This window comes from Ornithinibacillus sp. FSL M8-0202 (assembly GCF_037975285.1).
GTDB classification, from domain to species: Bacteria; Bacillota; Bacilli; order Bacillales; family Amphibacillaceae; genus Ornithinibacillus; species Ornithinibacillus massiliensis.
On the sequence record NZ_CP150248.1, the window covers coordinates 1,517,050 to 1,538,217 of the forward strand.

Here is a 21,168-nt window from a genome sequence, read left to right on the forward strand (position 1 = left end):
TCATAGAAAAAAGCGCCTCCACAAGAGAGCGCTTCACTAAAAAGGCTTTATAATCATTAAGGCAATAATAACGAGAAAAATGACATTTTCAATTCTCTCTACGAAGAATAGCTTCTTTGCCATTACATCGTATTCTGCTGGTATCTTCTCCCCTTCTGCATGCTTTAAAAGCTCCTTGATTGGTTTTGATCTTGGTGAAAGTAATAACGGCCCAAAAGCTAGTGCAATAAGGAAAAGGACAAGACTAGTAATATACCATCCCTGTTGGAATAGATACGTATTGATAGTCCCCATTAAAATACCTGTAATTAGCAGCAATGTACCACCAACCATAGTGTAACGATGCATTCTGTTTCGTATTACATAAGCATGTCTTAATTCTGTTAAATTGGTTGCCTTCGATACAATCATCATCATCATGAATCCTGGCCCCATGCCTAAAATTGCTGAAAATATATGTACAAAGACTAAAACATCATAAAATGACATGATATGACCCCCAATATATATCTACCTATATCATACACTTTTTCAGCAAAAAGAGATGTGATATAAATCACTGACAAAATCCTATATGTTGATCAAGATAGGTTTGCTTTTCCTATTCAAATCATTTACTATTTAAATCAATGAAAACGATTATCAGTCGGAAGTATAATAACAACACAAAAGAGGTGTTAACGATGCAAATGATAAAGCAACAATCGGAGCTAGCAAAATTAATTCGGGAACGTCGCTCTATAAAAAAAGGATATAACAATAAAATGGTAAAGGAAGAAACCGTTACTCAATTATTAGAGGATGCTATTTGGGCACCAACACACGGGATGAGGCAGCCTTGGAGATTTATCTTTGTTGGAGAAAATCAAAAGCGTGAATTCGCCAAGAAAATAGCAAGTACTTATCCAGAAGAAAAACAAGAAAACCGAGAGAACTATTTAAATGAGCCGAATGCTATTCTTGTTGTCATTATGGAAAAAGGGGACAACCAAAAGAAGCAAGATGAGAACTTTGGTGCCACTGCTTGTTTAATTCAAAACTTCCAGCTTCTAGCATGGGAACAAGGACTTGGTGTGGTTTGGAAAACCAACCCTCATATTTACGACCCTAATGTAGAGGAAATTCTTCAGGTTCAGGAAAACGAACGGATCGTTGGATTCCTGCATATGGGATACTTTGATGAGCAACCAGAGAAAAAAGAACGGATCCCATTAAGGGAAAAGTTCACCACATTTCATGTCGAATAACAGATAAGTTTTCGTTTTTTTGAAAAAAATGTCTACCTAGATTGTTCCAAGTAGACATTTTTTTAATGAATGAAAATTGTTTACTAGAAATGCATTAAATAGACAACTTTCTCCATGTGTGGTGATTTTTGTCTGATAGGTGAAACGATTAGACAATATGATACAGCTTGGTCATAATTTGTCTAATCGAATCAATCTTTGGCTTTATCTTGTCCATCAATCGGAAAAGTCTCGCCCACTGGACGAGACTCTTCTTTATTATTCCCAAACGGTATTCTTTAGCTTAGCATCATTCTCACTGCGTTCTAATGCCAAATCAATTAAGCGACTGATTAATTCCGAGTATGGAATACCACTAATCTCCCATAGCTTCGGATACATGCTAATCTTTGTGAAGCCCGGTAGCGTATTTATTTCATTAATGTACAATTCCCCATTTTCCGTTAAGAAAAAGTCAACTCGAGCTAATCCTTCACATTCTAATGCCTTAAACGCTTCAACTGCAGTCGTTTGTACCATTTTCACTTGCTCTTCAGTAAGCTCGGCTGGAATTGCTAGTTCTGCGCCTTTTTCATCAATATATTTAGACTCATAAGAATAGAATTCCGTATTCGGTAAAATTTCGCCAGGAATTGAGGCGATTGGATCATCATTTCCAAGTACAGCACATTCAATTTCACGGCCAACAATATTTTCCTCGATGACCACCTTATGATCATATTGGAATGCTGCATGTAAGGCCGCATAGAATTCTTCTTCATTTTTCACTTTGCTAACACCTACAGAGGAGCCTTGGTTAGCCGGTTTAATAAACATTGGAGTCCCTAACAATTCTTTAACGTCTTCAAAGTTTACCTTATCCTTATTCGGGCGCTTCACCGTAATCCCTTTGGCTACCTTTATTCCGGCAGCATTTAGTAGTCTTTTTGCAATATCTTTATCCATACATACAGAAGAACCTAGAACACTAGGTCCGACGAAAGGAAGATTTGCCATACGAAGCATTCCTTGTAAACTGCCATCCTCCCCAAGCGTACCATGTACAATTGGGAAGATGACATCCAATTGCTCTAAGCTTACGGCATTTTCAACATGGATTAATTGATTTGTTGCAGAACCTGGTACAATCGCAACATTATCATCCGATTTATTCAACGCAATTAATTTAGGATTCTCTGAATTTAATAAATAGGAAGATTGATCATTTAAATGCCATTTTCCCTCTTTATCAATTCCAATTAATGTAACATCATATTTTTCTTTATCGATTGCATCAACAATATTTTTAGCAGACTGAAGGGAAACTTCATGCTCTGCAGATTTACCACCAAAGATAATACCTACTTTTGTCTTCTTCAATTTAGACGTCCTTTCTAATAGAAGGTAAATAAAATTCCATACAATTAAAATAGCATAGTTTAGCTTGTTTGTAATAGTACTAACGTAAAAAAATATAGAGGTACCTGACCCACCCCTTAGGCAGCAATCATAATTCTTCCCTCAGTCGAATACATTCTAAAGGGACAATCAATCATCTTTTATAGGAGCTGGAAACATGTCATTTATATTAACTACGATATTAGTAATTTGTACATGTCAAATACTCAGTATCATTATCCTCAATGCCCTTCATCGAAAGCACTTATCTAATATGCATGGAATGCTTACATCGATGGCACTTGGAATGCTATCAGGCATCCTTTTTGGTACGGTCATTGGAATACTTCAAAATGGTGACTTATTTATGTCTACCTTTCTTGCGATTCTTATTGGACTTTCTATTGGTTTTATAGCTGGGTTACCGTTCAACCTATTCGCCGTCATTGATGGTAGTATATCCGGCATGATGGGCGGTATGATGGGTGCGATGCTAGAAATGATCCCGATGTTCAACCCAGATGCAACCATTAAATTATTGGCATTCTTTACGATTATGCTCTTACTTATTATGACCTATCTAACTGAAGAATCTATTAAGGGAAATCGGATGATATCTGTTCGTACGCATCCTTTTTTCTATACGATTACGATCGTCTTATTATTTTTTCTCATTAAAGATATCCCGATCATAAACATAGAGCAATATCATAATCACTCCTTCTTTGACTTCCGATAATAGAAGATGAACCAAATCGCTAGTAAGACAATGCCAATAATAACGACATCATATAGTGAGCCTGGTATCGAATTCTGTTTAAGCTCTGCTACCTTTAAATGATGGGACAAATTTATTTCCGTATCAGTAAATGATGGCCACTCCCTATCGATAAAGAATCGTTTATTGTTATTAGCTAGTTTCCTAAACGCTTCCCCATCTAAATAAATTGGTGATACTTCCTTACCATCGCTTTTGAAATGGTCAAATCCATAATCCAATAATGCAACCGTATCCTGATAGGCACTTTCCTGGGTTGATGCATCAAGCGTAATCACAATTAGATCAAGATTTTTTCTACTTGCTGTAGTAGCTAACGTAAAGCCTGCTTCTGGAACATAACCCGTTTTACCACCATTTACACCAGGATATGGTGCTTCCCTAAGAAGCTTGTGATGTGTATATAATGTTGTCTGCCACTTCTTTCCTTTCCATTCTAGCTCTGTTAAGCCAAATATCTCTCGGAAATCCTCATTATTAATTGCATATTGGGTTATCATGGCAAGATCCTCTGCACTAGTAACATGCTCCGCATCAAATAACCCATGAGGATTGCTGAAATGGGTGTTCTTCACACCAATTACTTGTTTCAAATATTGATTAAGCTCATCGGAGAAATGTTCCACATCTCCACTGAGATGCTCGGCAATTGCTACTCCTGCATCATTTGCTGAGTTAACTAATAACCCCTTTATTAATTGCCTTAAGCTAAGCTGTTCCCCTTCTTCCAGAAACACGGATGACCCTTCTGTACGATAAGCATGTTCACTCACCGTTACTACATCATCTAATTCACCTTGATCAATAGCATAAATGGCCGTAGCAATTTTCGTTAAGCTTGCTGGATATAGCTTTTTTGACGCATTTTTCTCATATATCACGGTACTTGTATTCGCATCTACTAAAATAGCTGCTCCACTATTAATACGTGGTGGTTGACGCTCTTCTGCTGCAGCAAATGTAGATCCAAAAAGTAAACTATGTAGACAAAATAGTATAAACATACTCAAACAGACTCGTATTCTCATAATCTTCCCTCACTTATTGCTTGTTCACTTTCTCTATTTTAAAAGAAATTATTAACATAGATGGCAAAATCAATGAATTGTAAAGTTTATTTAAAAGTTGTTATATCTATGTAATCTATTACCAAAAATAAAGAACCAGCTAGGTGAACTGGTTCCTTTTTCATGGGTAGGGCTAAAATCTATTAGCTCCCATGTGTAGAGTTAATTTATACATAATCCGCTAATCCCTTGTCGGTGTTGGCTTTTGACATGATGAACCAACACATATTCTTCCTTTTGTCAGGATATCTGAATCATTTTTAATAGAAATAGACTAGTAAACAACCATGATATCTGAATTAACATAGATTATAGTGTATAAAAAATTCATATGAAAAGGAGAGATAATAGCATGAGTTGTTGTTCACATGGAAAACACTCAAGTGAATGTGTCTGTGACGTGGTTCGTAAAATTGTTCTCGCTCAAAACGAAGTAGCCGCAGCTCAAGATGATTGCTGTACTACAGGGTGCGAGAATGCAATCGAACAATTACTTTCACCAACTACGGTTCCTGCTAACGGACCAACGACAATTCCGTTTTTGTTATATTGTAAAGGGGATTGTGATTTGTTCTTTGCAACAGGGATTGCGCAAAATAACTCTGGATTTGACTGTGTGGAAACTCCAGTGTTTAAGGCAAAGAAATTTAAAAAAGGTTGCTGTGTTGAATTAGAATTACTAGAATTCGATACACAAGGTAGCGGGAACTTATTATGTCATTCCAAAAAAGATTTGTGCCACTTCATCCCAAACAACGCTACTGGTGAATTCGTCGAGACTGGTATTTGTATAACCGTAGACTTGAATAACTTTACTGGAATTCAATGTCTAAACCCAGTTACACCAATTGTAGCTCCTGCTTCGAAAAGCTGTTAGAAAATATGCCTCGAGTCTAAACTTAGTAGACTCGAGGCATTCTTTTATGAAGAGGCTGGGACAAAAGAATTTATCTTAAAGGAAAAACCGAATGATGAGCAATGACCACGCTCCGGAAATATACTTGCGGTTGCTTCCAGTACAGGGGCGACATCTGCTCGAAAAAACCTCGCAGTGTCTACTTTACACTTTATCACAGCATAAGTGCGACATCTGCTCGAAAAAACCTCGCAGTGTCTACTTTACCGCCGGGCGGCTGGTGAGACTCCTCGCGCTACTTCTTTAGGGGTCTCAACCTTGCCCTATCCTCCCCGCTTTCGTCTACGTATATTTCCGGAGCTAGTATCGTGTATCATTCGGTTTTACATTTAATTCTTTTTGTTATGTCCCAGCCTCTATCATTACTATACTTCCCTACGCATTGCTCGTAGTACGTCAATTTGAGTAGCACGTTTTGCTGGTCCTGTTCCTGACAGGATTGTAACGACTAAACAAATGGTAACCGCAATAACAACTAGACTCCACGGGATAGCAGAGAATTGTAATCCCTCAGGCATCTCTTGCGAAAATGCCATTTCCAAAATCATCGGTAATGCAATATTCACGACTATACTAATCACATATGCTACGATTGTCCCAATGAATGCACCGATGATACCGATATAACTACTTTCCAACAAGAAGATTTGTTTAATTGTCTTTGGATTGGCACCAATAGCCTTCATAATTCCAATGTCCGGAGCTCTTTCGGTAACAGCCATCGTCATCGTATTATAAATTCCAATCGAAGCAATAACTAAGGCAATTGTCCCAACAAGAATTAATCCTGCTTTTGCAATGGTGAACAGGGTATTAATTTGATTCATTTCACTAACAACCGAGTACGATGCATAATTCTCTTCATTAAGCGTATCCACGATTCCTTGTACCGCTTCAAGGTTATCCGCATAGACGTTTACTTCATCATAAGAAGTAAGAGAAGTAGTCTCTAATATCTCAGAATCCACGCCTAGCTCTCCACCTGGCGTTCCCGTATAAGCTTCCACCTGTTGGAATACTTCTTGAGAGATAAATACATCGGTATTTGTCAACCACTCTCTTCCAGGCTCCTTTAGGATACCTACAATCGTTAATGGAATCTCCTCCGCTTTGTCTTCTTCGGCACTTTTTTGAACGGACATCGTAATGGTCTTTCCAATAATACTACCAGAATAACGTAATTCCTCTTTTATTTCTCCCGTATCTTCATCGTATGGATTTTCTTCTGTTTCTAAATGTAAGTTATTCGCAAAATGATACCCGACTACTACTTCATTTGCTTTTTCAGGTAATCTTCCTTCATCTAACTCCAATCCAGCAGCTAACTCAGAAGGGAAGTGAGTCGACACTGCATTTGCACTTATTTCATAGTCATCAAGGGAATAAGTTGGATATTGTCTTAATTGCGTTTTTCTTGTTACAGATCTAACATTATCTAATTTTTCCAAGGACTGTACATCTTCCATTGTAAGAGATTGATAATTACCATCTACTTCTTTACCGTAAATATCAATTTTTGTTACAGTTTGATCCTCCAGTGTATCTTTTACAACACTTTGCTGTAGCCCATATCCAATAGAAGCTAATACGATTAAGAACGCACATCCCATCGCCGTTGCTAAAATAGTCATATAAGTACGGGCTTTATTCTTTTTAATGTTTTGTCTTATAAAGCGAAACTTGTCCTTTAATCTCATATCGTTTCCACCCCTTCCATTAAACTACCATCTTTAATCGTAATAGAACGGTGGCCGATACGAGCAACCTCTTCATCATGCGTAATAATAAGGAACGTAATACCCAATTCTTGATTAAGATTTTGAATAATGTCTAGTATTTCCGCTTCTGTTTCACTATCTAGACTTCCTGTTGGCTCATCAGCAAGGATTAGTGCTGGTTCCAGCACTAATGCCCTTGCTATACTAACTCGTTGTTGTTGACCCCCTGACAATTCGCTAGGGTAATGGTCCTTATACTCTATTAAACCGACTCTCTCTAATAATTGGTTAACCATTATTTTTCTATTCGGTTCATTTTCCCCTCTTAAAATCAGCGGAAGTTCAATATTTTGATACGCGGTCATACTAGGTATCAATTGAAAGCTTTGAAAAATAAAGCCTATATTTTCAAGACGAAAATCGGCAAACTTTGCCTCTGAATAATCAGATACTAGATTCCCATCAATCCAAATCTCTCCTTCTTTAGCACGAATAAATCCACTAATTAGATTTAGTAGCGTGGACTTTCCCGAACCACTCTTCCCAACAACGGAAACAATTTCCCCTTTGTGTACTTCCATTGAAATATTCTTTAATACTGGTACAATCGTTTTCTTTCCTTTTTTCCCCAATTCAAATTGGTGGCTTAGCTTCTCTACTTTTATCACAATATTTCCTCCATGTTTAATTCATTATTAATCGATAGAACCGCAATTCGTGTTCTCCGTTTTCTTCATCTGGGTTTTCCATAACTATTTCCCCTTCAAACAGTACCTCTCCATTGTGAATTGCACCAACGAATACTTTGACAGAGTTAACATCATCCTTATAACCTATCGCATACATTTTATCGTTTACTATTGTAAGATTCGACAAACCCTGAAATCCTGAATCGTCTAGGTTAAACTTTGCTTTGGATTGTACAGATAGATCCTTTTCATTGATCTCTAGTATGGTAACTGTATTTTCTAACTCATAGACCAGATACACTTGTCTATCCTGTACAAATCCCCACGTACGCGCATCTAATAATTCGTTCGCTATCTCTTTATCGAAGGTAACTTCTTGGAGTTCTTTGCTTTCCAAATCATATAAATAGAAGGACCTATTAACCACGCTGATTTCAGTTGGTTCATTATCTACTATCTCCGTTTCCAGTTCAGTATCCTCTACTTCTCGTCGGTTCTGATCCTTTTGCAAGAAGTAGAATTTCTGCTCTGAAATATCTTCTGAATCATTTAAGAACATAATATCCTCCCAGTTATTAGCATCTTCAATGCTCTCACTTACTAGCAGGGTATCATCTGCACTAATCTTATGAGAGGAAATATCAATCGTGTATACCATTAACTCACGAACATAACGACCATTATTCCCATAATGATTAGACTCTGTTAATACTTTTAATTCTCCATTAACTAATTGAACATCTGACACTACGATATCGTAATAATGCCCTTGACCCGGTATCTTTATTTCAAATGAATTAGACTTATTGGTCTCCTTGTTTAAAACATCTACGTAAAAATAGTTCTCAGCATCCTCGTAGTGTAATCTCGATGATGTTGACTTAACCGCGACATAAGCGACAAATTCGTCATTTTCAAAGAAATTTCCTGTATAAATCCATTTCCCTCTCATAAAGTTACGATACTTTTCCTTTAACTTAGTCGCATTATTTATGGCAAAAGGGGATTCTAAATTCTCAAAGAAGGACATTTGTCCTCGATAAACAGACCCTTCTGTACTGACCGTGACGGCACTATAATTACTTTTCCCATCATATTCCCCTACTAGTAAGACGTCGTTCATGACCGATTTATCCCCGTCAATTGTCTTCAGTGTTAATTCAGGAAATTGTTTGGCAACCACTAATGATGTATAAATAAAGTACGTTACAAGTACTGTAATAATCACGAGACTTAGCGCTATAAGCTTCCAAAATCGTTTCAATATCATTTCGTCACACCCTTATCTTCTTATTTAACAAGTAATGACTCATCCAAATGGCACCGCTTGTTACAATTAGAGCTGCTACTACCATTAGAATGAATATTTCAGTTGGATAGAAGAATTCCTCCACTAAAAACTCCTGAATCAATAATGGAGATATAAATACGAAGAATGAAAGAACCGCAAAAACCACACCTAATATAATTCCCTTCCAACGAAAACACCTTTCAAATAGCACACCTGTAAATGCAACCAATACCGTCATCATTCCAATTCCATAATGAATGAAGAACTGGATAGACGAAGTGGGATATAATACTCGTAAAGAATCAAAGCTGTATAGTATTTCATTTAATGTGAGATCTTCTCTCAACTGACTTGGGACAATTAGCTTCATCACTTCATTTTCTATCATGATGAAAATAAGCTGAATAGCAACGAGCCCAAGTACCATTAAAAAGATGGCAGATGCCTTTGCAAAAAATACATTAATTCTAGCTGTCGGTAACATTAGTAATCGGTAGGCAAATGTGTTTTTTCCGAACCAATCCCGATACCATATGAAAAACACATAGATTAGCAAGGTAACAACACATAATGAGATAGGTGCTGTAAACCATAATGACCTTGAGATTGCACTAAAAGAGAAAATCCCCCAATCCTTTATTGCCTGCTCTATTGTATTACCTGCTGAAATAAGTTCTTCTATATCTCCTATATAATTATTCGAGATAAATACTACGCCTATTAGCTGCATAATGAGCGTAATTCCAATTAACACTACATATATTTTGAAGAAGCGATTTAGTTCAAAGTTAGTCAATTTTAAATAGCGCATCATGGCTGGTACACCTCTCTCATTACATCGATTATCGATTTTCCTTCTATTTCTCGTACTTCTTCCGCATTGAACTCTCGTAAGACAACTCCCTCATTTAAAATAACTGCCTTGTCGATTAAGTGTTCAATATCATTGATTTCATGTGTTGTAATAATGACGCCTCGGTCCTCTACTAGATGGCTAGTAAATACATTGGCAATTTGTTCTCTACTAAATATGTCAATCCCCGAAAATGGCTCATCCATTAATAGATAATCAACATCCAATGCAAGACCAAGTAGCATATTCACTTTAGCTGTATTCCCTTTTGACAGAGAAGAAATGCGGTCATTGGCGTCCAACTTAAAGAAAGTTAGCAAATCCTCTGCTCGCTTTTGATTCCATGACTGATAAAAATCCGCCATAAATGTCATCGCATCGGAAATTTTCATGTTAGGAGGCATCGTAATCGCATCTGGAATAAAGGTCACCTTTTCAAAGCTACCTTTGTGAAGCTTCTCACCATCAATTAGTATTTCACCACTATTAATAGGTGTTAGATTCATAATCGCATTTAAGATAGTCGTTTTTCCGACACCATTTATTCCGATTAAACACGTAATTTCACCTTTATTTGCAGCAAAGCTAACCCCTTTTAACACCGGTTTTCTACCAAACTTTTTGGTAATACCCTTTATCTCAATCATGCTTCTCCCTCCTGTTCTTCCAATCTCTTTTCGTAATTTTCCTTCACTAGATGAAGCACTTCATCAAGTGGTACATTAATCGTTTGTACAGAAGCAATAAATGAATGGACTGCTTCTAGAATCAATTCCTCTCTAACTGCTTTAATCACATCTGCATTATTCGTAATACGACTTGGTAAATTTCTCTCCGTAAATATCAACCCTTGTTCCTCCATTTCCTTATACGCCCTTTGCGCTGTATTAGGATTAATTTTCATTTGATTTGCTAGTTCACGTCGAGATGGAATCTCCTGACCAGGTTCAAAAATACCGGTAGCAATTTGCTCCTTAAAATGTCGAATTACCTGAACATAGACAGGATCTCGGTTGTTAAACTTTATATTCATAGCTACAACTCCTATATTTACTTGGTAACTGTTCCCTTACTGTATTAACCCCTTAATACACACTTGGCAAAAAAACATGTATTAAGGGCTTAATACACCACTCAAGTGTATTATACGATTAATACACCAATAGAGTCAACCTTATTTAAAAAATAGTTTTCCCAAAGACGCCTTTCATGAACATTTCTGCTGAAGGTGATATGATGAGTACAAACTAAAAAGGTTGTTTCTACTGAGGACTAGCTTACTTTGTTTCGAGCTAAAAAAACAACCACCCTACAAAACAAAGAAATTACGAGGAGATATTATGCGATTAGTATCATGGAATGTTAATGGATTGCGTGCCTGTGTTCGCAAAGGTTTTTTAGATTACTTTAATGAAATAGATGCTGATATTTTTTGTGTTCAAGAAACGAAGCTACAAGAGGGTCAAATTAAGTTAGAGCTAGATGGCTACTTTCAATATTGGAACTATGCAGAACGCAAAGGCTATTCTGGTACTGCTGTATTTACGAAACAGAAGCCTCTATCGGTGAAATACGGAATCGGGGAAGAAGATACACAACCAGAAGGTCGTATTATTACGATGGAGTTTGCGGATTTCTTTTTAATCAATGTTTATACCCCTAATTCACAGCGTGATTTAGCTCGATTGGATGTTCGATTAGAATGGGAGGATGCTTTGTTTCAACATATAATGGAACACGATAAAATTAAACCCGTTATATTATGTGGAGACCTGAATGTTGCCCATCAAGAGATCGATATTCGTAATTACAAAACAAACTATGGTAATTCCGGATTTACGGATGAAGAAAGAGAAAAGATGACACGCTTTCTGAATGCAGGTTTCATTGATACGCTTCGCCATTTCTATCCCGATGAGGAAGGTATTTACACTTGGTGGAGCTATATGAAAACGGTGCGCGAGAGGAATATTGGCTGGAGAATTGATTATTTTATTGTCTCCGAAAGGCTGAAGGACAACTTGATTGACTCTAATGCACATTCCGCTATCCTAGGTAGCGATCATTGTCCAATTATATTGGAAATCAAAATCTAACAGCAAATAGGGAATAATAGGTATCAAATAAAAAGAACGGAAGTAAAACTTTACCATTCATAGCTATTACACCCCGGAAATATACAAAAGCTAATCTTCCGTTACCTTACGTATATTTCCGGAGTGCGTTATACACCTAATTCTTATTGCTTTAACTTTTGGAAGTAATCAATAATTCCCAATGCACTAACCTGCATATCCAGATTGATTACTATATAAACAGGATGATCATCAGGCACACCAAGTTCCTTAAGGTGCTCTTTTACACGTGTAAACAGTCGTCCAGATAATACATCATAGCCTTTACCTTCTTTAAAAACTTTCTCGCCTTCCTCTACAAAAATATCTAACCACTCTGACACCTGATGCAATGCTGCAGTAGTTTTCAATGTCGCACCAAAATGCCCAAAGTAAATAAAGTCTACATTCATTTCCATAAAGCGATCAATGGACTCGTGCATGGCTGTCGGGTCAAAATGATTTGGTGATGTGGAAGGTAAGAAAAAATCAATCCCTAATGGATCCAGCTGTTCATATTTTACCCCAGCAGTATCTCCTGTGAATAACCCATTACTTACAGGGTCATAAATACTAATATGGTGTCGTGAATGACCGGGTGTATCTAAAAATTGCAATGTACAATTTGGTCCTATTGGTAGTGTATCTCCTTCACTCTTTTCTATGATTGCTTCTTCTGGGACTGGTTCAACAGGATCAAAGAATTCGGCAAAACTATCTCCATAAATTGCTCTAGCACCACTAGTTAACCTTTTTGGATCAATTAAATGCCTTTTACCGCGCGGATGGACAATTACCTTCGCATTTGGACATAATTTCAGTAGTACACCTACACCACCTGCATGGTCCAAATGAATATGCGTAACAATTATGTATTTCACTTCACTTAATGTGTGACCTAAATCCTCTAAGCCACGCTTAATATACTTAATGGACGGACTTGGTCCTGTTTCAATAATAGTTAATTCTTCTTCATCCAATACATACGTACCTGTTCGAGACGGTATTCCCATATCAAACCCATCAATTAAGTGAATTCGATCATGAAGACGAATTGGTAATCTTCCTTGCATGATTAATCCCCCCTATTCTAACTACCATCATCGTAGCACGTATTCTAAATAAATTCATGTTCTTCGCAATCGTTTTCTTCTTTTTAGTGTTCTCCATATCTCTCAAAAAAAGAATGCCAATCAAACGCATTTTAGCTAATTTATGGCTAGGATATTTCCAGTGAAACAGATAATAATAAACCTGATTCTTCTTAAGGAGGTTATTAATTTGAATATGAACATGAATAACCAAATGCAAAACCAACAATTAACTGGTACTTCACAAATGCCTGCAGAAGTAAGCCATGGTGGTCACGAGCTTTTTGATGCACATGAAGCCATCGGTGGTTTAGTTGGTGGTATGGAGCAATATATGATTTATGAGCAATATGCTCAGGATCCGCAGCTAAAATCCATGATGAACCAACATAAAACATTCCTAACGCAGTTATATAATACTGTGGTAGAAACACTTAAAACAGGAAATGAGCCCACCGTTAAAACGCAAACGTACAATATGGCTGAGAGTAATGATGTGTTGTATGGAATGACACCATCACAACCGAAAAAACCTGCACAGTCTCCTCAAGAGATTAATGATGAATGTGTGACTGGCTTTCTGATGGGAGTTCTAAAGTCAAATGCATCTGCCTTTACAATGGCAGCTCTAGAAACCACTAACCCTGTCTTAAGAAGAGTATTTGCCGATAGTGTTCCAAATATGATTGAGATGGCATATGAAGTGTTCCTATATCAAAATAAACATCAATATTATCAAGTACCACAGTTAAAGCAAGAGGACATGCAAAACTATATAAACAGCTTTGCTCCTATTCAAGGAACCATGCCTCATTAATTTGGGGTGCTATCTATTAAAGGATGCTCATTACGGGCATCCTTTTGCTTTTGAATGATTCTATACATTAAGATGGAATAAAAATTAGCGGAATAATAAAAAGAAGCTGGGACAAAAGAATTTATCTTAAAGGAAAAACCGAATGATGAGCAATGACCACGCTCCGGAAATATACTTCGCTTTCACTTCCAGTACAGGGGCGACATCTGCTCGATAAAACCATCGCAGTGTCTACCTTGCCGCCGGGCGGCTGGTGAGCCTCCTCGTGCTTCGCACTGCGGGGTCTCACCGATGCCGAGGCTGCTGAAAAAGTCTCTGAAAATCGCCAACAAAAATGTTTTGTTGGCGATTTTACTTTATAATTAGTGTCATAATAAAAATAGTGGGTGATTGTATGTTAGAAAAACAAGAAAGCCTTCCATTAAGTCCGTATTCTAATCTTTATGATTTGATTATAGAAAAAGACAATGAGTTACGCCGAATCAATGAGTTAATTGATTTTTCATTTATTTACAAGGAATTAGAGGATAACTATTGTTTAACGAATGGAAGGAATGCAATCTGCCCTGTCCGAATGTTTAAATACCTTTTGTTGAAACGGATGTATAAATTATCTGATCGAGATGTTGTGAAACGCTCTAAATATGATATGTCTTTCAAATACTTTTTAGATATGGCACCCGAGGATCCTGTAATTGATCCTAGTTCTTTAACTCAATTTCGTAAGTTACGTTTAAAAAATATCAATCTATTAGATTTACTGATTCAAAAAACAATCGAACTCGCTGTCGAACATGATTTGATTGACGTGAAAGCCACGTTAATCGTGGACTCTACACACTCCCATTCTCGTCATCGTTCGAGGTCAGCCGCGCAATATCTAAATGAACATGCGAAGGCTGTTAGGAAAGCAACTTATGAATTCGATGAAAGTCTCAAAGAAAAATACCCAGAAAAGCCAACTGATAAGCATGATGTAAAAGTGTCTATGGCTTATTGCGAGAAGTTGATTGAAGTCGTAGAGAAGGAAGATGTCCGTAACATTCCAGACGTGCAAAAAAAATTGAACTACTTGAAAGAGTTAGTGGAAGATTGCCAAGAGACAACGGAATACTCCGCCGATCGCGATGCGCGAACTGGTCATAAATCAGAAGACACGAGTTTCTTTGGTTACAAAACACACCTCGCTATATCAGAAGAACGTTTAATCGTGGCGGCAGAGGTCACATCTGGCGACAAAAGTGATGGAAAGTATTTAAGAAATCTGGTAGAAAAAAGTGAAAAAGCAGGTCTGACAGTTGAGACGGTCATTGGTGATACAGCTTATTCAGGGAAAGATAACTTAATCTTAGCTAAAGAAAAAGATTTTCAACTGGTTTCCAAACTTAACCCAATGTTGACAAACGAACGAAAAGACACGGGTTTTGAGTTCAATAAAGATGCGGATATGTATGTTTGTCCTGCTGGGCATTTAGCGACAAAAAAATATGTTAAGAACAGAAAAGACAGGAACGCTGAATATCAGTATCAATTTGATATCGAAAAATGTAAGGTTTGTCCATTGCGAGAGGGTTGTTACAAAGAAGGTGCCAAATCAAAAACACTTACGGTGAGCATAAAATCGACGGAGCATCAAGAGCAGAAGGCATTTCAAGAGACCGAATTGTTTAAAGAATTAGCTCGAGACCGTTATATGATTGAGGCTAAAAATAGCGAATTAAAGAATCGACATGGGTACGATAGAGCCACCGACTCAGGTCTCTTTGGTATGGAAATCCAAGGAGCCACCACGATATTTGTAACAAATCTAAAACGAATCATGAAGCTCATAGACCAAAAATAAGAGGAATATGAGCAAAAAAGGGATACTTTTTATGGCAAAACACATAAAAAGTATCCCTTTTTTGTTTTTTTATTTTATTATCACTTAAAATCCTTGAGTTTTTCAGCAGCTTCCCGATGCCTTTCCTCCCGCAGGAGTCTACGTATATTTCCGGAGCTAGTATCCTGTATCATCGGTTTTACATTTAATTCTTTTAGTTATGTCCCAGTCTCTTTATCGTTACAGCTTTTGCCCATAGTATTTATCTATCGAGAATCCTCTTCCTAATATTTCGGATGCATTTAGGAAAATGACGAATGATGTCGGAATTTCTTGCTGAAGCATCCCTTTTAATTTTACAGCCTCTTGCTGCTCGGCTACACATAATATTAATGTCTTATCCATATTGGAGTAGCCTCCAACAGACCTTACCTTTGTTAAGCCACGATCGATACCGGTTCGTATCAATTCCTGAACCTTTTCTTCCTCTTCTGTAATAATGACAATTAACTTAGTAGCAGAGGTTCGCAGTTGAACAAAATCGATTGTTTTACTCGAAATATAAATAGCCATTAGTGCAAAAAGTGTCAGTTCTAAACTAAAGACAAATATAGAAGATAACACTACCACTCCATCAACAATTAACTGTGTATAACCACTGGATTTTCCTGTGAATTTCTTCAGGATTTGTGCTATTGAGGCAGTTCCACCTGTCGAACCTTTTCCAATATAAACAATACCTAGTCCAATTCCTAATACAATTCCACCATAAATGGCACCTAGAATCGGATTGGTAATGGTGATTGGTGTATTTGCCGTTAAACCAATTATAAATGGCACCCAAAAAGTCCCAAGTAAGGTTTTCCCACCAAAGTCCTTTCCTAAGACTAACCAACCAATGATAAATATTGGTATATTTATCACAAATTGCGTCATTGCTGGACTAAATCCAAATAATTCATATAAAACAGTACTAATCCCAGAAATACCACCAGCAGCCAATTTTGATGGTAATAAAAATACATTATACGATAACGCGACTAATGTAGCACCAATTAAAACAAGTACATATTCTTTTAATACGGTTCTATGTTGTTGTTTCATCGTTTTGTGTCCTTTCTATAACAAACAAGCAAATATTATTCTATCATAGTTTCTATTTAATTGAATACAATCAATAATGTCTGAGCGCAATATGGACAAGCCTTCACCATACTTTCCCAATAGTAAATTTTGGAAATTCACTTGATTCATAGATTAATTTGAGTTAAAATCATAACTTGATAACTTTATTTTAGATTTCATCACAAAAAGAAATCTATCAGTTGAAGCAAAAAAAGATGGGGGAAATAAGATGAAAAAACTATTAACATCAAAAATGTCCTTCTTTTTTGTAGCCGTGTTACTAATCTGGTTAAAATCGTATCTGATTTACTTAACTGAATTCAACCTAGATATAAAAAATGGGACACAAGAATTTTTACTTTTCTTTAACCCGCTGAGCTCAGCCCTCATTTTCCTAGGAATAGCATTATTTGCTAAAGGAAAACGGGTAGGATTATGGATTATTGTAGTTGATACATTAATGACCATACTATTATATGCCAATGTAGTGTACTATCGTTTTAATAACGACTACATTACACTTCCAACCTTAACACAAACAAGCAACTTCGGAAGTTTAGGAAGCAGTATTGTAAGTCTTGTACAATGGACAGACATATTCTTTGTACTTGATCTAATAATCCTTATCGCCTTATTTATTTGGTTTAAAAAAGGCTGGAGCACAGAAAGAATTAGTCGTAAGAAGCCTATACTGGTGCTTATTATAGGACTAATTGCATTTTCATTGAATTTAGGTCTTGCTGAAGCAGATCGACCAGAACTACTAAAAAGGACATTTGACCGCAACTATATTGTAAAGTATATAGGACTTTATAACTTTGCAATTTATGATGCAGCACAAAATATTAAATCATCATCACAACGAGTACTTGCGGATAGTGATGATATTACAGAAGTTGAAAACTATACGAAGAATAAATATGCAGAGCCAAATCCAGAATTATTTGGTGTTGCTAAAGGTAAGAACATTATTAAAATTCACTTAGAGTCATTCCAAACGTTTTTAATCAATTATGAATTACATGGGGAAGAAGTTACTCCTTTCCTAAATTCATTAGTAAATGATCCTGAACAAGACTTTACGTATTTTGATAATATATTCCATCAAACCGAACAAGGTAAAACAGCTGATGCAGAGCTAATTACGGACAACTCTATTTATGGGTTACCACAAGGATCTGCATTCGTAACTAGAGGTACTAACACGTACCAATCATTAACTGCGATACTGAACCAACATCAAGATTATACTTCAGCCAATTTCCATGGTGATTATAAATCATTCTGGAATCGTGATGAAATTTATAAACAATTTGGTGTAGATGTATATTTCGATGCTAGTTATTATGACATGAGCGAAGAAAATGTTATCAACTATGGCCTAAAGGATAAGCCTTTCTTCGAACAATCTATGCCAATGTTGAAGTCATTAGATCAGCCATTTTATGCACATATGATGACTTTAACAAACCATCATCCGTATATTATAGGTGATGAAGAAGCTTCACTTGCACCTGCGGAAACTGGAGATAAATCTGTTGATACGTATTTCCAAACCGCTCGTTATCTTGATGAATCGTTAGAGCAATTCTTTAATGATTTAAAAGAAGCTGGTCTATATGAGGATTCTGTGATTTTCCTATATGGAGATCACTATGGTATTTCTCAAAACCATAATCGTGCAATGAAAGAAATTACTGGTGAAGAAATTACACCATTTAAAAATGCTCAATTACAACGAGTTCCATTCATTATAAAAATTCCTGGTGTTGAAGGAATGGGAACTGTTCACAAATATGGTGGATTAATCGATGTAATGCCAACTTTATTACACTTAGTAGGAATTGATGCACAAGATTATATCCAATTTGGAACAGATTTATTCTCTGATGGCCATAAGGAATTCGTTCCATTCCGTAATGGTGATTTAATTACTCCGGAATACAGTGTTGTTTCAGGTACTTTCTATGATAATGACACTGGTGAGGAAATCGAGCCTACGGAAGAAATGATTCAAGTAAGAGATGAGGCTCTTCGTGAGCTTGAGCTCTCCGATAAATTGTTAAATGGTGACTTATTACGCTTCTATACACCAAATGAAGATTGGACACCTGTTGATCCGACTCAATATCGTTATGGAAATGAAACTGGTATTGTTCCTTTCCAACTAGAAGAACAACCAGAGAAACCAATTGATCCAAGAGAGCCTTCATTAGAAAAATAAACAAACGAGTAATCATTAGGAATTTTTTCCTTTTGATTACTCGTTTTTATTTGCCGTTTTCGTTCATACTATGACATGAATACTCCAGAAAGAGGTGAACGTTATGGGACGTGGTGACCATAATAGAGCAACAGGTAAGAACTTCTTTGCTCAGACTCCGAAAAATCAATTATCTGATGGTATTGATGTAGAGTATTCAGAGGAATTTGCCGATCACGATGATAAAGTAGCTCAAGCGAGAAGTAGAGCCGCTGACAGACGTGCAAAGGAAAAATAAATAGGTGGCCTTACACTAGGCCACCTATACTTATAGCACATAATAATGGTGCACCAAAGTAAGTACGCATCACTACATAACCTGCTAATGTAGGCTTTAATATGTATTTAACTAGCTTGTTTTGAAAGTAAATAGCCAGATAAGATATAACATAGTTGATATAATTATTACGCCAAGCAGTATTTCCTGCATGATGCGCTCCCTCCCTCTTACAAATTCTACAACTTAGTGAAAAACTCCTCTTTTCTTTGCCAGCAGTGCCTGTTCTCATTTACAATTAGGATGAAAAGCGAGGTATTCAAAATGAGTAAGAAAAACGTTGAGGACTATCTTACAGAAGGTATATATGGTACTCGATTACCCAAGCAGGAAGAAAGAGATTATTTCCTTGGTACATTACGGGAGCGAATTGTCATCGCCTTAACAATTGGTCAGGTAATGACGGATAAAGGGATACAAATCCTAGAAGAAAATATGAAACATAATCCCGATGCCAAGCTACTATTTAATGGAAAAATTGCATCCAGATTTCTTAAAGCTGAGAAGGAATTAGCAACTAAATATAATATTTCTTATACGGTCATCAATAACGAAGCAGTAGAAACTGATATTGGTGCTGTTCTAACCTATGACTATGCCATAGATAAAGAAGAAATTTTTATGAATGAAAATAATGAAGATACCCCTTCTGAAGAAGATACAGCTGAAAAGGAAAAGATTGGTTTTCTATCTAAGCTAAAACGATTTTTTTAGCTTTCCCCTCCTCGTATAAAAAAGCATGTTGGTTTCATACTAACAATGGGGGTGTGAAAGATGGCACAAAAATATCGATGCCCCAATTGCAAAACCAATCGTTCACGCTTTAATATCATTGAACAAATAGCAAAACCGGTTAAATTAGACCCGCAAACTGGTGCGGTAATAAACGATTATTCAACTAGTGAAGTCGAGCCATTTCATACTGTGTATAACGGACCAAAATACCGAATCCAATGTGGTTCATGTGGATTAGTAGAAGATGAAAATACATTTGCTAAGTTTGGAGAACGGCCGGTGTAAAACCACAGACGCATCTGTGGTTTTTCTATTTCATATAAGTACATATAATGCTCTTTTTTCTGTTAAACTAATCATGGAGGTGTTTTGATGCGGTTAGAAAATAAGAAGGTTATTGCTCTTATTGAAGATGATTTTGAAGATTTAGAGCTTTGGTATCCTGTGTTACGTTTACAGGAAGAAGGGGCAACTGTTCATCTAGTAGGAAAAGAAGCGAAGAAAAAATATATAGGCAAATATGGTGTTCCAGCAGAATCAGATTACGCATTTCACGATATAAAGACAGATGACTATGATGCCATCTTAGTCCCCGGTGGATGGGCTCCAGACAAGTTAAGACGCTACCCTGAGGTTCTACAGTTTGTAAAAGAGATGGATGAGGCAAAGAAACCTATTGGGCAAATTTGTCATGCAGGATGGGTGTTAATTTCAGCCAACATTCTTCAAGGTAAAAAGGTTACAAGTACTCCTGGCATCAAGGACGATATGACAAATGCTGGTGCCACATGGTATGATGAAGCCGTTATCGTGGATGGACATATTATATCAAGTCGCCGTCCACCAGATTTACCACCTTACGTTAAGGAATTTGCGGATATACTAGCAGGAAATTAAGACAATCCCTACCCCGTCTGGTAACGTGAAATTTCACACCAAGACATCTGGGTAATTTGGGATTGCAATATTAACTGCTAGATAGAGATTT

At 36.7% G+C, this 21,168-nt stretch carries 22 protein-coding genes; 11 read left to right on the plus strand and 11 right to left on the minus strand.

From position 1 onward, the window contains the following. Positions 1–36 precede the first annotated feature (36 nt). Positions 37–489 carry a DUF2269 family protein gene (locus tag MKY78_RS07860; protein ID WP_186869593.1) on the minus strand — a complete coding sequence of 151 codons (453 nt, stop codon included), beginning with the start codon at positions 487–489 and terminating at the stop codon, positions 37–39. A gap of 194 nt (positions 490–683) precedes the next feature. Between MKY78_RS07860 and MKY78_RS07865 the strand changes: the two genes are divergently transcribed. After that, complete coding sequence (locus tag MKY78_RS07865; protein WP_339217214.1) at positions 684–1,247, plus strand: nitroreductase; 564 nt, start codon at positions 684–686, stop codon at positions 1,245–1,247. Between the two features lie 258 nt (positions 1,248–1,505). Here MKY78_RS07865 and ddlA read toward each other — a convergent pair whose 3' ends face one another. Beyond that, positions 1,506–2,606, minus strand: coding sequence for a D-alanine--D-alanine ligase (gene ddlA, locus MKY78_RS07870; protein WP_339217215.1), 1,101 nt, complete (start codon positions 2,604–2,606; stop codon positions 1,506–1,508). A gap of 196 nt (positions 2,607–2,802) precedes the next feature. Between ddlA and MKY78_RS07875 the strand changes: the two genes are divergently transcribed. Further along, positions 2,803–3,363 (plus strand): hypothetical protein, encoded by a 561-nt coding sequence (locus MKY78_RS07875; RefSeq protein ID WP_339217216.1) that lies wholly within the window; start codon positions 2,803–2,805, stop codon positions 3,361–3,363. Here MKY78_RS07875 and MKY78_RS07880 read toward each other — a convergent pair. After that, the gene (locus MKY78_RS07880) at positions 3,339–4,406 is read right to left on the minus strand and encodes a D-alanyl-D-alanine carboxypeptidase family protein (RefSeq protein WP_339217217.1); all 1,068 of its coding nucleotides are present in this window, start codon (positions 4,404–4,406) and stop codon (positions 3,339–3,341) included. The two genes, MKY78_RS07875 and MKY78_RS07880, sit on opposite strands and share 25 nt — an antisense overlap. Before the next feature lie 415 nt (positions 4,407–4,821). On the opposite strand from MKY78_RS07880, the gene MKY78_RS07885 reads away from it, so the two are divergent. Then, positions 4,822–5,346, plus strand: coding sequence for a CotY/CotZ family spore coat protein (locus MKY78_RS07885; RefSeq protein WP_339217219.1), 525 nt, complete (start codon positions 4,822–4,824; stop codon positions 5,344–5,346). A 404-nt stretch (positions 5,347–5,750) separates the two neighbouring features. On the opposite strand, the gene MKY78_RS07890 is transcribed toward MKY78_RS07885, so the two are convergent. Genes MKY78_RS07890 through MKY78_RS07915 form a run of 6 tightly spaced genes read right to left on the minus strand, consistent with a single transcriptional unit; the run spans position 5,751 to position 10,969 of the window. After that, the gene (locus MKY78_RS07890) at positions 5,751–7,082 is read right to left on the minus strand and encodes an FtsX-like permease family protein (RefSeq protein WP_186869588.1); all 1,332 of its coding nucleotides are present in this window, start codon (positions 7,080–7,082) and stop codon (positions 5,751–5,753) included. Further along, positions 7,079–7,771: an ABC transporter ATP-binding protein gene (locus MKY78_RS07895; protein ID WP_186869587.1), complete on the minus strand. Its 693-nt coding sequence runs from the start codon at positions 7,769–7,771 to the stop codon at positions 7,079–7,081. Before MKY78_RS07895 ends, MKY78_RS07890 begins: the two co-directional genes overlap by 4 nt. 16 nt (positions 7,772–7,787) lie before the next feature. Then, positions 7,788–9,062 (minus strand): hypothetical protein, encoded by a 1,275-nt coding sequence (locus tag MKY78_RS07900; RefSeq protein WP_186869586.1) that lies wholly within the window; start codon positions 9,060–9,062, stop codon positions 7,788–7,790. Between the two features lie 4 nt (positions 9,063–9,066). Continuing rightward, positions 9,067–9,897 (minus strand): hypothetical protein, encoded by an 831-nt coding sequence (locus MKY78_RS07905; protein WP_339217220.1) that lies wholly within the window; start codon positions 9,895–9,897, stop codon positions 9,067–9,069. Further along, positions 9,894–10,583 carry an ABC transporter ATP-binding protein gene (locus MKY78_RS07910; protein WP_211742318.1) on the minus strand — a complete coding sequence of 230 codons (690 nt, stop codon included), beginning with the start codon at positions 10,581–10,583 and terminating at the stop codon, positions 9,894–9,896. The genes MKY78_RS07905 and MKY78_RS07910 overlap by 4 nt, the downstream gene beginning before the upstream one ends. After that, positions 10,580–10,969 carry a GntR family transcriptional regulator gene (locus MKY78_RS07915; RefSeq protein ID WP_339217222.1) on the minus strand — a complete coding sequence of 130 codons (390 nt, stop codon included), beginning with the start codon at positions 10,967–10,969 and terminating at the stop codon, positions 10,580–10,582. The genes MKY78_RS07910 and MKY78_RS07915 overlap by 4 nt, the downstream gene beginning before the upstream one ends. Positions 10,970–11,276: 307 nt before the next feature. Here MKY78_RS07915 and MKY78_RS07920 point away from each other — a divergent pair, with 307 nt between their 5' ends. Continuing rightward, positions 11,277–12,032 (plus strand): exodeoxyribonuclease III, encoded by a 756-nt coding sequence (locus MKY78_RS07920; protein WP_339217223.1) that lies wholly within the window; start codon positions 11,277–11,279, stop codon positions 12,030–12,032. Positions 12,033–12,175: 143 nt separating this feature from the next. Here the strand turns inward: MKY78_RS07920 and MKY78_RS07925 are convergent, their stop codons facing one another. Then, complete coding sequence (locus tag MKY78_RS07925; RefSeq protein ID WP_339217224.1) at positions 12,176–13,123, minus strand: MBL fold metallo-hydrolase; 948 nt, start codon at positions 13,121–13,123, stop codon at positions 12,176–12,178. Between the two features lie 214 nt (positions 13,124–13,337). Between MKY78_RS07925 and MKY78_RS07930 the strand changes: the two genes are divergently transcribed. Next, positions 13,338–13,958, plus strand: coding sequence for a spore coat protein (locus tag MKY78_RS07930; protein ID WP_339217867.1), 621 nt, complete (start codon positions 13,338–13,340; stop codon positions 13,956–13,958). Positions 13,959–14,352: 394 nt separating this feature from the next. Next, positions 14,353–15,801 carry an IS1182 family transposase gene (locus tag MKY78_RS07935; protein ID WP_339212374.1) on the plus strand — a complete coding sequence of 483 codons (1,449 nt, stop codon included), beginning with the start codon at positions 14,353–14,355 and terminating at the stop codon, positions 15,799–15,801. A gap of 219 nt (positions 15,802–16,020) precedes the next feature. Here MKY78_RS07935 and MKY78_RS07940 read toward each other — a convergent pair whose 3' ends face one another. Beyond that, positions 16,021–16,884, minus strand: a complete 864-nt coding sequence (locus tag MKY78_RS07940; RefSeq protein WP_339217226.1) for a YitT family protein — start codon at positions 16,882–16,884, stop codon at positions 16,021–16,023. A gap of 250 nt (positions 16,885–17,134) precedes the next feature. On the opposite strand from MKY78_RS07940, the gene MKY78_RS07945 reads away from it, so the two are divergent. The 5 genes from MKY78_RS07945 to MKY78_RS07965 all read left to right on the plus strand — a co-directional run bounded on the left by MKY78_RS07945 (position 17,135) and on the right by MKY78_RS07965 (position 21,077). Beyond that, a complete protein-coding gene (locus tag MKY78_RS07945; protein ID WP_339217228.1) occupies positions 17,135–19,129 on the plus strand; it encodes an LTA synthase family protein in 1,995 nt (664 codons plus the stop codon). Positions 19,130–19,232: 103 nt separating this feature from the next. Next, positions 19,233–19,406 (plus strand): YfhD family protein, encoded by a 174-nt coding sequence (locus tag MKY78_RS07950; protein WP_186869578.1) that lies wholly within the window; start codon positions 19,233–19,235, stop codon positions 19,404–19,406. Between the two features lie 303 nt (positions 19,407–19,709). Continuing rightward, positions 19,710–20,159: a YueI family protein gene (locus tag MKY78_RS07955; RefSeq protein ID WP_339217230.1), complete on the plus strand. Its 450-nt coding sequence runs from the start codon at positions 19,710–19,712 to the stop codon at positions 20,157–20,159. 60 nt (positions 20,160–20,219) lie between these two features. Further along, positions 20,220–20,465 carry a DNA alkylation repair protein gene (locus tag MKY78_RS07960; RefSeq protein WP_339217232.1) on the plus strand — a complete coding sequence of 82 codons (246 nt, stop codon included), beginning with the start codon at positions 20,220–20,222 and terminating at the stop codon, positions 20,463–20,465. Positions 20,466–20,552: 87 nt separating this feature from the next. Beyond that, complete coding sequence (locus MKY78_RS07965; RefSeq protein WP_339217233.1) at positions 20,553–21,077, plus strand: type 1 glutamine amidotransferase domain-containing protein; 525 nt, start codon at positions 20,553–20,555, stop codon at positions 21,075–21,077. Positions 21,078–21,168 lie beyond the last annotated feature (91 nt).